Source organism: Pseudomonas sp. BF-RE-25 (genome assembly GCF_019956105.1).
GTDB classification, from domain to species: Bacteria; Pseudomonadota; Gammaproteobacteria; order Pseudomonadales; family Pseudomonadaceae; genus Aquipseudomonas; species Aquipseudomonas migulae.
Map to the genome: position 1 here is coordinate 42,168 of NZ_JAHBDB010000035.1, position 13,749 is coordinate 55,916.

Annotated in this window: 19 protein-coding genes; 12 read left to right on the forward strand and 7 right to left on the reverse strand. The window is 51.8% G+C overall.

Annotated features, from left to right (window positions below; genetic code table 11):
* Position 1: 1 nt before the first annotated feature.
* Positions 2-691, forward strand: a complete 690-nt coding sequence (locus KGB24_RS17495; RefSeq protein WP_008028239.1) for an endonuclease — start codon at positions 2-4, stop codon at positions 689-691.
* A gap of 101 nt (positions 692-792) precedes the next feature.
* Here the strand turns inward: KGB24_RS17495 and KGB24_RS17500 are convergent, their stop codons facing one another.
* Positions 793-1,158, reverse strand: a complete 366-nt coding sequence (locus tag KGB24_RS17500) for an SPOR domain-containing protein (RefSeq protein ID WP_223415469.1) — start codon at positions 1,156-1,158, stop codon at positions 793-795.
* A gap of 250 nt (positions 1,159-1,408) precedes the next feature.
* On the opposite strand from KGB24_RS17500, the gene csrA reads away from it, so the two are divergent.
* Positions 1,409-1,600, forward strand: a complete 192-nt coding sequence (csrA, locus tag KGB24_RS17505) for a carbon storage regulator CsrA (protein ID WP_008028241.1) — start codon at positions 1,409-1,411, stop codon at positions 1,598-1,600.
* A gap of 185 nt (positions 1,601-1,785) precedes the next feature.
* Here the strand turns inward: csrA and KGB24_RS17510 are convergent, their stop codons facing one another.
* A complete protein-coding gene (locus tag KGB24_RS17510) occupies positions 1,786-2,241 on the reverse strand; it encodes a DUF2214 family protein (protein ID WP_223415470.1) in 456 nt (151 codons plus the stop codon).
* 410 nt (positions 2,242-2,651) lie between these two features.
* Here KGB24_RS17510 and KGB24_RS17515 point away from each other — a divergent pair, with 410 nt between their 5' ends.
* The 3 genes from KGB24_RS17515 (at position 2,652) to KGB24_RS17525 (ending at position 5,858) form a co-directional block, all read left to right on the forward strand.
* The gene (locus tag KGB24_RS17515; protein WP_223415471.1) at positions 2,652-3,608 is read left to right on the forward strand and encodes a tyrosine-type recombinase/integrase; all 957 of its coding nucleotides are present in this window, start codon (positions 2,652-2,654) and stop codon (positions 3,606-3,608) included.
* A gap of 591 nt (positions 3,609-4,199) precedes the next feature.
* Positions 4,200-4,901, forward strand: a complete 702-nt coding sequence (locus KGB24_RS17520; RefSeq protein ID WP_223415472.1) for a hypothetical protein — start codon at positions 4,200-4,202, stop codon at positions 4,899-4,901.
* 99 nt (positions 4,902-5,000) lie between these two features.
* Complete coding sequence (locus KGB24_RS17525; RefSeq protein ID WP_223415473.1) at positions 5,001-5,858, forward strand: hypothetical protein; 858 nt, start codon at positions 5,001-5,003, stop codon at positions 5,856-5,858.
* Between the two features lie 465 nt (positions 5,859-6,323).
* On the opposite strand, the gene KGB24_RS17530 is transcribed toward KGB24_RS17525, so the two are convergent.
* Positions 6,324-6,632: a hypothetical protein gene (locus tag KGB24_RS17530; protein WP_223415474.1), complete on the reverse strand. Its 309-nt coding sequence runs from the start codon at positions 6,630-6,632 to the stop codon at positions 6,324-6,326.
* A 113-nt stretch (positions 6,633-6,745) separates the two neighbouring features.
* Here KGB24_RS17530 and KGB24_RS17535 point away from each other — a divergent pair, with 113 nt between their 5' ends.
* From KGB24_RS17535 to KGB24_RS17545, 3 genes are all read left to right on the forward strand, one after another.
* On the forward strand, positions 6,746-6,967 hold the full coding sequence (locus KGB24_RS17535) for a helix-turn-helix domain-containing protein (RefSeq protein ID WP_223415475.1): 222 nt from the start codon (positions 6,746-6,748) through the stop codon (positions 6,965-6,967).
* A 374-nt stretch (positions 6,968-7,341) separates the two neighbouring features.
* Positions 7,342-7,557 (forward strand): hypothetical protein, encoded by a 216-nt coding sequence (locus KGB24_RS17540; protein ID WP_223415476.1) that lies wholly within the window; start codon positions 7,342-7,344, stop codon positions 7,555-7,557.
* 133 nt (positions 7,558-7,690) lie between these two features.
* Entirely contained in the window at positions 7,691-8,317 is a 627-nt protein-coding gene (locus tag KGB24_RS17545) for a recombinase family protein (RefSeq protein ID WP_223415477.1), read from the forward strand.
* Between the two features lie 360 nt (positions 8,318-8,677).
* Here KGB24_RS17545 and KGB24_RS17550 read toward each other — a convergent pair whose 3' ends face one another.
* Entirely contained in the window at positions 8,678-9,109 is a 432-nt protein-coding gene (locus KGB24_RS17550; RefSeq protein ID WP_032828711.1) for a hypothetical protein, read from the reverse strand.
* A gap of 494 nt (positions 9,110-9,603) precedes the next feature.
* The gene (locus tag KGB24_RS17555) at positions 9,604-10,773 is read right to left on the reverse strand and encodes a polymorphic toxin type 44 domain-containing protein (RefSeq protein WP_223415478.1); all 1,170 of its coding nucleotides are present in this window, start codon (positions 10,771-10,773) and stop codon (positions 9,604-9,606) included.
* Positions 10,774-11,044: 271 nt separating this feature from the next.
* Between KGB24_RS17555 and KGB24_RS17560 the strand changes: the two genes are divergently transcribed.
* From KGB24_RS17560 to KGB24_RS17570, 3 genes are all read left to right on the forward strand, one after another.
* Positions 11,045-11,233: a hypothetical protein gene (locus KGB24_RS17560; protein ID WP_223415479.1), complete on the forward strand. Its 189-nt coding sequence runs from the start codon at positions 11,045-11,047 to the stop codon at positions 11,231-11,233.
* 341 nt (positions 11,234-11,574) lie between these two features.
* Positions 11,575-12,042, forward strand: a complete 468-nt coding sequence (locus KGB24_RS17565; RefSeq protein ID WP_008028253.1) for a hypothetical protein — start codon at positions 11,575-11,577, stop codon at positions 12,040-12,042.
* Positions 12,043-12,074: 32 nt separating this feature from the next.
* Complete coding sequence (locus KGB24_RS17570; RefSeq protein ID WP_008028254.1) at positions 12,075-12,290, forward strand: hypothetical protein; 216 nt, start codon at positions 12,075-12,077, stop codon at positions 12,288-12,290.
* Positions 12,291-12,346: 56 nt separating this feature from the next.
* Here KGB24_RS17570 and KGB24_RS17575 read toward each other — a convergent pair whose 3' ends face one another.
* Both KGB24_RS17575 and KGB24_RS17580 read right to left on the reverse strand, forming a co-directional pair.
* Positions 12,347-12,664 carry a hypothetical protein gene (locus tag KGB24_RS17575; protein ID WP_223415480.1) on the reverse strand — a complete coding sequence of 106 codons (318 nt, stop codon included), beginning with the start codon at positions 12,662-12,664 and terminating at the stop codon, positions 12,347-12,349.
* A gap of 2 nt (positions 12,665-12,666) precedes the next feature.
* Positions 12,667-12,921: a hypothetical protein gene (locus tag KGB24_RS17580; RefSeq protein WP_008028257.1), complete on the reverse strand. Its 255-nt coding sequence runs from the start codon at positions 12,919-12,921 to the stop codon at positions 12,667-12,669.
* A 564-nt stretch (positions 12,922-13,485) separates the two neighbouring features.
* Between KGB24_RS17580 and KGB24_RS17585 the strand changes: the two genes are divergently transcribed.
* A complete protein-coding gene (locus KGB24_RS17585) occupies positions 13,486-13,710 on the forward strand; it encodes a hypothetical protein (protein WP_223415481.1) in 225 nt (74 codons plus the stop codon).
* Positions 13,711-13,749 lie beyond the last annotated feature (39 nt).

Genomic DNA, 13,749 nt, shown 5'->3' on the forward strand with positions numbered 1-13,749 from the left:
AATGAGTGTCCGTTTTTTTGCTTTGCTGTTTTTGCTCTTCGCGATGGGCGCGCAGGCTGACGCCCCGCGCACCTTCAACGAAGCCAAGAAAGTCGCCTGGAAGCTGTACGCCCCGCAATCCACCGAGTTCTATTGCGGCTGTAAATACACCGGCAACAAGGTGGACCTGTCGGCCTGCGGTTATGTGCCACGCAAAAATGCCAAGCGCGCTTCGCGCATCGAGTGGGAGCACATTGTCCCCGCCTGGCAGATCGGCCATCAGCGTCAGTGCTGGCAGGAAGGCGGACGCAAGAACTGCACGCGCTACGACCCGACTTACCAGAAGGCCGAGGCCGACTTGCATAATCTGGTGCCGAGCATCGGCGAGGTGAATGGTGATCGCAGCAATTTCAGTTTTGGCTGGTTGCCGGAGCAATCGGGCCAATACGGTTCGTGCCTGACCCAGGTCGACTTCAAGGCAAAAAAAGTCATGCCCCGCCCTTCCATTCGCGGCATGATCGCCCGGACGTACTTTTACATGAGCAAGCAGTACGGTTTGCGCCTGTCGAAACAGGATCGGCAACTGTACGAAGCATGGAACAAAACCTATCCGGTACAGGCCTGGGAACGTCAGCGCAACCAGAGCGTGGCGTGCGTGATGGGGCGCGGCAACGAGTTTGTCGGGCCGGTGGACATGAAAGCGTGCGGTTAAGCGCTTGTTGAAAACAAAAAGGCCTGGGGTTGAATGCCCCAGGCCTTTTTCGTTTTCAATCGTGCTGCTGGCGCCCAAGCGTTTGGGCGGCCAATGACGCCTTACTGAGTCACCGGATGCTCGATGACCAGCAGCTCGATGTTCTGTTTTTTCGCCCGGGTCAGCGCCGCGCGCACTTCTTCCTGCTTGGCTTCAGCTTCGGCTTTGGAATTGAATGGCCCCATCAGGATGCGGGTCTTGCCATTTTCCTTGATCACGCTGGAAACGAAACTGTGCTCGATCAGCCAGCCACTCAGGTCGCTGACAGCCTGGGTTATTTCACCTCGCACTTCCAGATCCCACTGCGGCGCAGATACCGCCGCCGGTGCTGCCGCCACGGTTGGCTGCGGCTTTGGCGCATCAGCGCGCTTATCCTCACCGCATCCCGCCAATGCCAGTACTGCGATTACCAAAGCCATTTTGCGCACAACGCTTCCCTCTGAATGCCGAAAGCGGAGATTTTAACACCCATGAATACTTCTCGAGTGCCGCAAAATGGGCGCAAAACAACGAGAATCATGGAGGCGGCCTCTGTATAGTTACGCCTTGGGAATCAATGCAGCATCTGCGCGTCAGAAAGAGGCACCCAAACCGTGAAACTTCGCACTAATCTATACATACCACCGACCTCTGCACTGTCCGAATCAGGTGCCCTACAAAGCAATCAAGGAGAAGACCATGCTGATACTCACCCGCAAAGTCGGTGAAAGCATAAATATTGGCGATGACATTACGATCACCATTCTGGGCGTAAGCGGTCAGCAAGTCAGAATTGGCATCAACGCCCCGAAAGACGTTGCGGTGCACCGCGAAGAAATCTATCAGCGCATTCAGGCTGGCCTGACCGCCCCGGACAAGCCGCAATCCTGAATCCTGCTGCAGTCAGTAGCCAGCCTGTTCGCCCCCGGACCACGGCTGGCTAAAGATTCACGCACAGCGATCACTCCTGCATCCCACCCCATCCCCGAACGTGAAGCCGATACTACCGGCATGTCTCACGTCATGGCTGTCGGACGTTTCGGATTAAGCCTGGGGAAGTATGCATTCATACTCGGCTAACCAAACGTTACTCCCCGAGCCATTCCCGTGGCCGCCACGACCATCAGCATCACCAACAGCGCTTCGATATGGCTGATCCGCGCAAACAACTTCGATCGACCGACATCAATGGCTGCGCCGCGCGCCTGCGCAATCCGCCATTTGATCAGGGTGATCATCGGCGCGATCTCAAGCAGCAGAATCAGAACGAAAAGTGTCATCTTCAGATGGAACAGTGGCTGGTGAAGATAGTAGTCAGTGCCCTTTTCGTACCCGGCAAAGGCTCGCATCCCACCGGTGATCAGCAGAATGACCGCTGAAATGCCCCACAGATTATCTGCAATCAAGACGCTGCGCGCCTCACCCAGCCCCGAGGCCAGCCACCGAAAAGCACTGCCGCGGGTCAGAACGGCCCAGAAACCCAAGGCGAACGCCAAGAGATGGATCGCCGCAAAAAACCAGTGGGCAAACATCGAGACACTCCAGTCAGGTTTGAGTTGGATCAGCCTGTCAGTAGTAGCCCATAAAATCGGGGGTTGCCTGCTCAACTATTATCGCTTGCACGGGTGGTGATTGCTGGCCCTCTCCTCGACGTCCTCGTCGGATCAAGCAACAAAGCAGTAACGCCCTCCCCCATCAAAGCGGAAAGAACACCGCGATGTGTCCAGGACTTGCGATCCGTTTAGCAAATCGCAGACAACAAAAAAGGGCCCACCTTTCGGTGAGCCCTTCTAGACCGCCCAGCAGAGCGGATTTTGTTTGGTAGGCGCGATTGGACTCGAACCAACGACCCCCACCATGTCAATGTCTGCTTGCGCAAGCTGCAAGCCTTGCTGCTCTTGGATTTCACAGAACGCCCATTCACATCAATGAGGCGTCAACAATGGCCAATTTCCGCTTACTTCCGTCCGGCAACTGGAACGTTCAGGTACGGGTAAAAGGTAAATCTCCCCAGTCGAAAACCTTCACTACAAAGGCCGAGGCAGAGTCATGGGCAAACCAGATCGAAGCCGTGACAATGGATCGCAAGCACCACACCATCTATACGTTGGGCATGACCTACTGCGAAACCATGCTCAAGGGGAAAGGCAGCTACGACCACGCACTGAAAATCGTTGAGCATCTGGGCCGGCACTTCACCCAGCCCATTCACAAAATCACGCCGCAGATGATCAATGACTTCAAGATTATGCGGTTGAAGAGTGTGAAGCCGTCCACGTGCAGGACGCAGCTTGCGTTCATGTCGCGGTTCTACAGATTTGCGAAACGTGGGTTGCTGATCGACATTCATAATCCTGTGAGTGATATCTCGCTCCCAAAGCCAGACCGGTCTTCAGACAAGGTGATTAGTGCAAGCGAGCTTGAGCGGTTACTGGCGAAGCTGTCACCCATCATGAAACCCATTGTCGAACTGGCATATGAGACTGCCATGCGGCGATCCGAAATTCTGAAGCTGACCAAAGACTGCCTGCACCTCGAAGAACGCATTGCCGATGTGATCGATGGGAAGAACGGCACAAGGTCAGTTCCCCTCACCCACCGTGCAGTGGAAATTCTTGAACTCGCCCAACTGTGGGCCACTGTGGAACGCCATCCACATGGGATGATCTTCATTGTCACTCCACACGCTGTATCTCAGGCTGTGCGTCTGGCGCGTGTAAAGGCTGGACTTGATAGCAGCGTCAGGCTGCACCAGCTCAGGCACACCAGAATCACCAACGTCGCGAAGAAGGGATTCAACAACGCCCAAATAATGATCGTTTCAGGGCACAGGGATACTCGATCCGTAGCGCGTTACTCCCACTTGAACGTCAGAGATGTGCTCCACCTTATTGATTGACCAACCTGATGGGCTGCCAGCCTCGATTAACTGAAGGGTTGGCGGCCTCGAAAACTTGTCAGAAACCAACGGTAAACCCGAGCATAACCTGCTCTGGATTCGTCATATTCTTAGAACAAACTTCCGCCCGACCCAATGTTTAAGGGCTTACATGACTATCTGGACTAAGCAGGACGCATTCTCTCCGATGGAAATTGGTTTTCTGCGAACGGAACATTAGACGCGGCTAAAACATCGCTTGTGCGGTACGCCTACATCATTCTATTGGCACATGCAACTAATAACGCTTGACATCTGATGGCACTTTGACTGATAATTCTCAAATCGACAAAACATACCGAATACGTCCCGCACCCATACAGTGCCGGATGATCGGTGTTGCTTTGTCTGCAAACTGGCTGACCACCACTGACGGTCAATGCAAACCATGAGAAATAGCCATGACCATTGCAATGAAAGCAAAACCAACCTCGAGGTCGACGACATCCGAAAGCTGAGTTCATTTACTCCTCTGTAGAGAGAAATGCTGCCGATGATGCCGACCAACGTGTCGGTTTTTTTTCGCCCAAAATTCAACCTATGGAGGTATCAATGAACCAAGATTTCATGCATGACCGTGTTAAGACCATCTACGTATTGCCGCAACTGGTAGGCATCCGTCTCGACTACTCATTGGGTGAGGAGGCTCCCCTCTTTGCTCCACCACGAGACGCCAAGCTGCTCTACGGAGTTGGCTACGATTCGGCGGAGAGACGCAAAGCTTTGGGTATGCCTTATCACGAGACTACATGTCGTGCATTTCAGCGATGGAAAGACATGCTTAATCGGTGCTACAAGTCGGGAGCTACTGCATATGCCGGCTGTACGGTTTGCCCAAAATGGCACGACTTCCAAGAGTTTGCAGATTGGTTTGTGGATCAGCCTTACGCATCTGAGGCGGACATGGAGTTGGACAAGGATGTTCTTGATCCTCTCAATAAAGTGTACTCGCCAGAACTCTGCTCACTTGTTCCGAGGGTGATTAATCAGATTTTTCGAGATACTCGAAGTACCCGAGGGAAGCTTCCGATTGGCGTAACTGTTTCGGCGAGAGGGGAAGGCTTTAAAGCTCGCCTATCAATGCATGGGAAACAAGCGTACTTGGGAACTTTCCATGACATTATCGAAGCGTTTGAGGCGTACAAGGCAGCTCATCGAAAGTACTGCAATGAATTGGCAGACAAGTACGAAGGGTCGATTGATGCTCGCGTGATTGAGCGATTACGCAGTTGCACGCGCCACATCCATGACTAAAAAATTGTAAAGATGTACTGCCGCAAGCAATCGCGTGCGGCAACACCACTCAACGAGGCTCATGCCTATGAAATGAACTTGAATACAGGAGAACCATCCATGTCGCACCCATTCGTTTTGAATTTGATCCCCATCTCAGCCAATGACGAGTTGGCTATTGTAGCTGGAGTCGCACCGATCCCAACAAAGTCGGATTCTGGCCACACCCTTGATGCACCGACGGTCGAAGAGCAGGTTGTGCAGCTCCGACGGGGCGGCCTATCCATTGCCAAAATTGTGAAAGCCACAGGACTACCTGAACGCAAAGTCAAAGCTCTGACCAAAGATGTGCCAATGGGAATATCTACGCCCTTTGATAAATCCGTGAGTCGAATTTATGACCTCGCGACTCGCCCCCAAGGAATTAAAGACTACGAGCTTCGCAGCATTCTGCACCAAGAGTACGGTTGTAAATGGGACACTTCTGAAGGGCGTTATTACAGCCGTTTCGACGCAGACGTGGTCAAACGAGTCAAAGAAAGGGTGCGACAGCGTGCGTCCAAGGAGGACTCAAACGTCATATTCGTAATGGACTGGGTAGATGAAACGGCGCCAACCGGAAGTCGCCTCTTCCTCGAAGAATCTGCACTCAATTTGATGTGCAGGATAAATGAGTGCATCAATCAGTTCATGGAACTCCATGGTGCTCGTGCGGCAGAAGACAGTGAAGATGCCGACTTGGCACAACGTAAACAGGCATTTGCTGCTCGAATGCACATTCTGAAGATCGTTAGCGGGCTTGGTGCGGAACCAGTCGCCAAACTACTTGTGCGAACGACTGCCGTGACGAACTCAATGGATGGCGTTCCTGACATGAGCTGTCCAAGAGTTCCAGACTCACGAGACGAATACTTTCCAGAACCTTCGTACAATGACCCGTTTCTGGAATATGTCGAGTCACAGGATTGGCTGGGATAAGCGACCTAACACGTTGTAATCTGACCTGTCCGGCTCACGCCCACCATATGTATAGGGTCGGACACCGGACGGGAAGCTCACAGTTACACGAGAGTGAATTTGCACCAGTACGAGCGTTACTGCATCGTCCCGATACTGGATCAGCACACCAATAAATTAAATGAAATCAATACACATCTAAGCTCTGCTCTGCTCCACCGAAGGTGACGTGCATAGCTGTCAGCGTCCGCTGACGTAAGGTCTACCGAATACTTCCGTATTCATTCTTGCACAAACGAACAAGATCAAGATCAAAAGCGAAGAGCTGGATTTGTGTAATTTTTGTTTATTGCTTGAGTACATCCGAAGGAATGTCGGCGGTTACGCCGTAGCTGGGTACAGTTGAAAACTGACGTTTTCGGTGCGAACACTTCAGCGGAGCTGGGAGGGTATCATGCTCAAAGCTCCGCTTTACGTGTGCAACAGTCACCGCAGGTAGAAGTATAGAAACACCACTACCAGAATCACAAAGATCACACGCCCTTGAAACACATCAGAGTTCAATTGGTCATTCTTGATCTGCTTGTAGGTGTCGGTGTCATTCAAGCCTTGCGTCTTGTAGTGCATGATCTGATTGATTTGTTTATCCAGTTTCTTGTTATGGGCGTCATTGCTCCGCATGGTGATGCCCCACACGATCAACCATAGACCTCCGGTAAGTACGGTCATGATCACGTGCAGGATGTGATTAGTTTTCTTTTTCTGGGTGGTCAGTACAAACAGTTTTTCGTTCATGGGGCATCCCTGTCAGGTGCTAGCTGGGTGAGCGACGAGGATACCAATGTATCAATTGGTGTGTCATCAGATGGTGTGTTCACGATTGGAGTACATCCGACCATCATTCGGGAATGCAACCAAATCAGAATCTGAGAAAGGGCTTCGGCCAACGAATCCGAGAGCTTCGCACCAGTCAGGGCTTCAGTCAGGAAGCTTTCGCTGATAGGTGTGGCTTCGTTCGAACATACATGTCACGAATCGAGACAGGTACAGCTAACCCCAGCCTAGATGCGGCCAAGGTGCTAGCTGATGGATTGGGAATGTCGTTGTCGGAGTTGCTCGAAGGGCTTTGAACTGTTCGGCCAGACTCATGTCAGCCAAGTATCCTTCACCGCATAAGGCTTATAGCTTGGACGATCAACGGAAGCACCAACTCGCCCTGCTAAAGAAGATTGCTGCCGGGGCAACAACGATCTCAAAACCCGAAGAAGTTATCCTCCTGGGCGAATTCTTGCGGCATGGGCATGTCAGTGCACTAGAAAGCGACTCCTTGCGGGAGCGGCATTTCTTGGACGTTCAGGTCATGCCATCGGGCGAGGCTCACCTTCGTTGCCTTTTGGTCGAGGCGCTTGCAGGTGATCCCCCCAGTCAACCTGTCAATACTCCCCACAAGAAGTGACGATTGTCCTGAGCTAATCTCGGAGTTCAGCACTCAAGGACGACCGTCATGCCAGATAACTCAGAAGCCCACATAGCCACAGCAGACGTGTTAACCCTCCTCCTTCACAACCAGCACGCTTTGGCTGCAGCAATCGAAGAGCTGGCCCTATGGGTAAAATCCACCGGTACAAGCGAAGCTCATGAAAACGCGATCACCGCACTGGAAACTCTCGATGCGAACGCGTCCGCCATCACCGCTGGAATTCTAAAGCTCCGGCAATAATCGCTATCAAAGCAGTAGACCTATCCGGTAGTGCGATAGAGGCAGGGAAATAACTATCAATAGCCTATTGATGATAGATATATGATTTGTTTATCATTTGACTATCAAACCGAATGACAAAGGATAACCACCCATGAATACCCACTTGTACCTACGTGCATCGACCAAAGATCAAGACGCCAATCGTGCAAGAGTTGCCCTTGAATCGTTCGCTACCGAGAAAGGATTGAGCATCGTTGGCGTGTACGCAGAAAACATCAGTGGGACCAAGCTCAACCGTCCTGAGCTGCTCGCCTTGCTCGATACTGCCGAGAGTGGAGACGTGCTATTGGTTGAGTCCGTAGACCGCCTCAGCCGCCTCTCACAGACTGATTGGGACACTCTCAAAGCTACCATCAAGGCCAAGGGTTTGCGGTTGGTTGTAGCTGATTTGCCTACCAGTCACATGCTGGTTGAAGCCAAAGGAATCACAGGTCAAATCATGGATGTGATCAACAACATGCTGATTGATTTGATGGCCACCATGGCACGACTGGATCAAGAGAAGCGTGTTGAACGCATCAAGCAGGGTTTGGAAAACAAGAAGGCTGCTGACCCTGAATGGAAGCCATCAGGCAAAGGAAGGAACGCTGCCAAGTGGGCAAAGGTACAGACGCTGATGGAGAAGTACCCAACGATGTCCGCTGAGATGATCGCCAAGCAAGCTGACTGTGGTGTTGCAACGGTGTACAGGATCAAAAAAGAATCGAAGGCGGCCTAACGCTGGCTATTGCACAGATGCTTCTGTGCAAGCTATCCGGGGCCACGTACCTCATGTTATTTGTGGTGCTCTTTGGGCGTTTCTGGGCAAGCCCACTGCTCGATGCTTAGCACCGCTTGAAAAACTGCAAGAATTACTTTCCAAGCTCGACAGCCAAACGCATGTTGAAGCGCATCGGAAATTTTGACGGCGGCAAGGAATCTGATTGGAACGAGTCATGTAGAATACCCACCGCTCGTTCACACCTTCAGTTTAACCGCCGTGCAGGATGACAGTCCCTAGGTGTGAGCGGGTCACCAAGATCATTCTCGCTACTAGTGGTCGAAGCTCTGGCGAAAAATGGGATTGGTCAAAATCGGCCTAATGCACAGATATCCAGCCGTGGCTTTGGTATGAGTCCCACACCTTGGTTGCGAGATAGCAGAGAAGACCAGTGGCCAGAAGGTAGTTACGCACTTTGTACCAGTGGTGCGACTCACGACTGTCCCTGAGTCTTTGTAGGCAATATGCCCTTAGCTGTGGATCCTTTTCTTCAAGTGCAGCCGCGTTCATTCGTAGAGCTGCAATGGTCGATTCAATCCGCTTGAACCCACAGATGGCACTTGTTGCAAACACCAGCAGACTACCGAGCAGGAACGTTTCTTTGTTCACGCCGATTTGGGCGTAAGGGTTGGTTTGAGCAAGGTAGGCACAGATGGCTAACGTGACACCCAGAATGAAGTAGTCCAACTTGCTCGCTGCTTCGTTATGCATTGTTGTCAGTAGTTGTACTGGGTTTTGTTGTCCTGACATTTTCAATCCCTGAGGCGGTGTGTTCCGCTGAGATTACTCGGTGGCTTGGCCCGCTGTCATCTTCACGCGTTGGGCCAGTTTCTGGAATATCACCTTATGGTTTCGCCGTGTCCGTGGTGCACTGCTGCAAGCGATCAGTGTCCGTGCCGCTTCCTTCACTGGTATCAATGTCGCCGTTCGCATCAAGGTAGATATGAGTCGTCGGCCACTTCGGGGTGACATTAACGCAATGGTTGCGAGTCTTTTTGCCCCACCAGTAGAACTCCATAAAGAAGTTTTCGTCTGGGAAGATGTGGCCTAAGTCTAACGACGATTCGCCGGGGTACAACCCCCCGCGACCACTCCTATAGATCCTGTTCTGTGTATTCCAGACGCACCCAAGCTTTTCCGTCGCATCCTCTGAGTAGTGGACGATTACTGTGGGGGTTGCGATATACCAGAACGCAAACGGGGAGAGCAATAGGAGTAGGAGCACGGAGAATATCCGCCCATATCTAATTGGTTTCGCATTTGTGCTCACTTACACCGTCCCCCCATTCCTCTGGCGATACTGCCAATACTTCGTCCATGACCATCTTGGCTGTAATGCCTCCGTTGGGGTGCTGTTTGTAGAGCTTTACACCGATACCAATCGATATCCGGTCAGGAGCATCGTCCCAAGCCCGTAGCCCGTCAACATCTTCTGAGCGATGGGGGCCGGGGAGTGGTTTTCTACCTGTGTTCGGTGTGACCAGTTCTTTAAATTTCCGTATAGAGTCTGAGGCAATTTGCTCACCCCCTGCACCGTCCGAGAGAACGCTTTCTGAAAACCCAGCGGCCATACCTACATAACCGTAGTGGACGTTCGACCAGATGTCGTAAAAGTAGTCGTAGGCACCTTGTTTGTGCCGGGGCTTGCCGCCGAAGAGTTTCAGCAATGTGGGCTTGTGGTCCCATGGGCGATTTTGTCCAACGCGCTCCGTCCAGATGGCGAAAGCCTTCGCCTTCTTTCCAAGTGCCAAGCTGTAGAAGTCAGGCCCCGAACCCATCCTGAGATACAGCGGAAGTTCTTCATACCTCTTCGTCTCTGCTGCCGCATCGTAGCTATTTAGGTCAATCATCTGGCGAACATACGGGCTATTGATGTTGGTGTTCATCTCACCAGCGATGTAGCTGGCCAGTTCTTGCATTTGGTCAGGCTCATTGCAAACAGCGGGGTCGGACTTTGGCTCAGCCTTCGTTTCCGGCTGCTTAGCGGCTGCCTTGGGATCTACCAACGCATTTGCAGCGGTTGCCTTCTCTGTCAGCTTCGGATCAGCCAGCAATGTGGCCATTTTCTCATCGTCCACAGTGCAATCTGGGCGGAATGCACCGAGTGCCATGAAGTTGATGATCGTTGCACCGCCAGCGTCCCCCATTACAAACCCACCACCGACATCGCCTGATCCGGTGATGATTGTTCCGCCATGGCTGGTGGGACTGCCTAAGTGAGCCATAGGCCTCCCGTTCACTTGAATCGAGGGAAACCCGGTAGTGATAACAGCGCCACAGCCACAGGTATCGCCAACACGTGCAGAGCCCATGAAGTTGATATTCGTGTCAGCGGAGGCAGATGCTATCGGGGTGGTGCCGTGACCGGGCATTGGGCAGACATGTTTGTCACCCAGTCGTGCAGAAGAAATCATGAATCGTCCTTGAATCGTTGCGGGGAATTCCAGCCTGTAGCTGGGGCAGAATGACGTTACCGGGAAGCTCAAGCACTGGCTGTAGGACAAATCCCAAAAGCTATGCTGAAAACTCCCTGATCCATTTCATTTGCTGAGGTGCGGAGGATATCGGGTTGGAATCGGGTGTTGAATGATGGCAAATAGCCGCACAGTTCAACACTATAGAAATCGAATTTGGCTTGATAGCATCAACGAAACGCGAACGTCGCTCGGGGTTAATGATCAACGCATGAAGAATGTGAACCCACATCAAGCGGCTGTCCAACCTCACCTGCTCGCCGGCCTGTACAACAAAGTGAATACGCTTCAGTCAGTAGCCGATTGCCTCAACTCCAAAGGCTTGCGTACGGTTCGTGGTAGCGAGTTCACACCAACGGCAGTACGTCGCCTGATGCTCGCTTTCAACGTCTCATTCTGAGGCTGTCAGAGCTTCCAGCGGCCTAGGGTTATTTCTCAAAAGCTTGGGTTTCTGGTTGAGCTAGGAGCACAGCACTAAGTAACGCTGCGTGAGCGACAGTTTTCAGAATACCCCCACCCCTTCTTCCTGAAAGTGCTCATGAAAAATTTGGGCGGCTGGGTAGTTCGCACAGGAACGCCTTTCCTTATTTTCAGGCTGGAATATCTGAAACGCTGTCGTAGTGCTGATTCTGAAAATACGGATTTTGGGAAATCAGCAGGGAACGATCCAGCCTGACATCTGGACACAAATCACATCACGCTGCCACCATAAGGCATCTTCTACCCTTCAAGGATTGAATCTTGTCAGCCAAAAGAACTATCGGAATCGTGCTCGCGGTCGGCCTCGCCTACGTTGTTATTAAAGGCGTGATCAACGCACCCACCAAACCTACAAGTTCAACCGGGAGCACCTACACAGCTTCTGCCCCCGCCACCGAATATCCCGAGAGCACAGCAGCCTACAATCAAGTAAACGCGGACATAGGATGCAAAAGCACCTATAGCGATCAGAAGAAAGACGACATATTCAATGCGAAATACAAAAATCACTGGATGACATGGAAAGGCGAGATTGCTCTGCTGGAGTCTGATGAGGTTTCGTTGAATGTGGATGGCATTGGAACTCAAGACCTACAGGTCGATTTCGCCGACAAGAACGCCGGGTATGACCTCTCAAAAGGAAGCCAGCTCAAAGTACGATTTCTAATGAAAACTGCTGGCGGGTGCTTCCTTCCTTTCAGCGGTCAAGACGCAACCGTGGTTCGGTAACACATTTTTTACTTAATCAGGGACGATGCCTCATGACCGATAACAACGAAACAGTGGCTGACGCACTGGAACTACTTCTCCTCAACCAACATGCTATCGCCGCCGGGCTTGAGGAAGTGGCGCTGTGGATCGAGGCACGCGGCTCTGTCGATACGCACGACAACATCACCACCGCATTGGGAACGTTAGATTTGAACGCAGACGCCATCACCACAGCTATAGAGAAGCTTCGTCAAAATCATCAGTAGCTAAAAACCAGATGGCCAGACGTGAAAAACCCCACCGAAGTGGGGCCTAAAGCTTTTTACTTCTGGAACCGCAGCAGCCCCTCTAACAGAGGGTTTGTCGAGCTTTTCTTCCACTCGACTGGCGGCGCCTCGCTGATTGACACGAAGGCTTCGTAGGTGGAAATCCCTGCCAATGCAGCCGCAGCATCAATGCTGTCGCGGGCGTACTTGACTGCGCCCTCCCTCGTTGTCGCTGGCGTAAAGACCGCTGTCCAGAGAGTCGTGAGCTTGTGTTTGCTGAAGTTCTTTTTCTTCAGCCCCTCATTGAATTTCGTGCGAGCTGTTGAGCTGACGCCGTTATCCAAATCGACCGTTACAACCGCGTGGTAAGGCATGATTAATTCCCCCGCTCTTGGTTGGATTGGGAGACAACAGACGCAGCGAGGGCTTTCGTTTCCTCGCTATACTTGTCGCTCTGGAGAACCTTGCCCGCAACCGTTTCCATCTCAGCACTCGTTTGCTTTCCAGTGTTGGCTTGGGCCAACGTGGAGGCAGCGAGACTTTTGGCAATTTTAGAGGCATGCGGATCGCGGAGGGTTTCAGAGGCCAGTTTGGCCGACTTCGATGAGGACTGCTTTTTATTACTAGGCATGACGTTTTACCTTTGTAGCAAAGGATAGATTTGTCAGCCCCAAGGATTACCGGCCAGCAGAGAACCGTTGACGATCACGTCAATGTTTGGCTCAATGCAGTCCCCCTAGGGCTAACGTAATCGCTACTGTTTAGCTTTAGTTGGTGCGGATGGTTGTGTTCTAAGTTGTGGAGACCGAAGCACGACCATTCGCAGACTTTTCTAAGTACCTCGTTCGAGGTCAGCAGCTAACGGCAAACCCCTACATGTAGGGTTTTTTCGCCGCCGAGATACAAGATAATGCGTTTCACAGGGTGTTGCAACGTACTACCTGTGGATAAACCTGTGCGTAAATTGTGTGTGAAAGATGGAACGAGCGTGTAGGCCGCGACCTAGCTGGAGCGCACCGTTTTTCACTGATTTTCAGCGATTGAAAACAGTCATTCGGATTTTTAAGGGCGCGAACCCTATCTCAAAATTCCGCTGTATATAGTTGCGAGCCAAGACCCTTTTAGAACCACCGTTTACCGCTCAACCTGATGATGGCAAAGTGACCCGACTCTAACCACGCAGGAAGCAAAGACAATGAAAGACATCGTGATTACCGTAGTGAATTTCTTCGCTTGGGCAGGAATCATCGTTGCAACGGTTGCGGGGTATTTCGCAATGAAGGGCAACTACGAGTACATCGGCGCCCTGATTGGCTTCGCCGTAGGCTGCCTAGGCTCTGGAGTGTGGTTTGTACTTTCAGCAATCCATCAGAATATCCAAACCATCCGAGATATTGCCATCAAGCAGTCGCAGGGCTGATTACTACTTTCAACACCCCACCACCTGACTCTTATACAC

Coding starts and splice junctions, on each gene's coding strand:
- KGB24_RS17495 (WP_008028239.1), top strand. CDS start 2: ATGAGTGTCCGTTTTTTTGCTTTGCTGTTTTTGCTCTTCGCGATGGGC.
- csrA (WP_008028241.1), top strand. CDS start 1,409: ATGCTGATACTCACCCGCAAAGTCGGTGAAAGCATAAATATTGGCGAT.
- KGB24_RS17510 (WP_223415470.1), bottom strand. CDS start 2,241: ATGTTTGCCCACTGGTTTTTTGCGGCGATCCATCTCTTGGCGTTCGCC.
- KGB24_RS17515 (WP_223415471.1), top strand. CDS start 2,652: ATGGCCAATTTCCGCTTACTTCCGTCCGGCAACTGGAACGTTCAGGTA.
- KGB24_RS17520 (WP_223415472.1), top strand. CDS start 4,200: ATGAACCAAGATTTCATGCATGACCGTGTTAAGACCATCTACGTATTG.
- KGB24_RS17525 (WP_223415473.1), top strand. CDS start 5,001: ATGTCGCACCCATTCGTTTTGAATTTGATCCCCATCTCAGCCAATGAC.
- KGB24_RS17530 (WP_223415474.1), bottom strand. CDS start 6,632: ATGAACGAAAAACTGTTTGTACTGACCACCCAGAAAAAGAAAACTAAT.
- KGB24_RS17535 (WP_223415475.1), top strand. CDS start 6,746: ATGCAACCAAATCAGAATCTGAGAAAGGGCTTCGGCCAACGAATCCGA.
- KGB24_RS17540 (WP_223415476.1), top strand. CDS start 7,342: ATGCCAGATAACTCAGAAGCCCACATAGCCACAGCAGACGTGTTAACC.
- KGB24_RS17545 (WP_223415477.1), top strand. CDS start 7,691: ATGAATACCCACTTGTACCTACGTGCATCGACCAAAGATCAAGACGCC.
- KGB24_RS17550 (WP_032828711.1), bottom strand. CDS start 9,109: ATGTCAGGACAACAAAACCCAGTACAACTACTGACAACAATGCATAAC.
- KGB24_RS17555 (WP_223415478.1), bottom strand. CDS start 10,773: ATGATTTCTTCTGCACGACTGGGTGACAAACATGTCTGCCCAATGCCC.
- KGB24_RS17560 (WP_223415479.1), top strand. CDS start 11,045: ATGAAGAATGTGAACCCACATCAAGCGGCTGTCCAACCTCACCTGCTC.
- KGB24_RS17570 (WP_008028254.1), top strand. CDS start 12,075: ATGACCGATAACAACGAAACAGTGGCTGACGCACTGGAACTACTTCTC.
- KGB24_RS17575 (WP_223415480.1), bottom strand. CDS start 12,664: ATGCCTTACCACGCGGTTGTAACGGTCGATTTGGATAACGGCGTCAGC.
- KGB24_RS17580 (WP_008028257.1), bottom strand. CDS start 12,921: ATGCCTAGTAATAAAAAGCAGTCCTCATCGAAGTCGGCCAAACTGGCC.
- KGB24_RS17585 (WP_223415481.1), top strand. CDS start 13,486: ATGAAAGACATCGTGATTACCGTAGTGAATTTCTTCGCTTGGGCAGGA.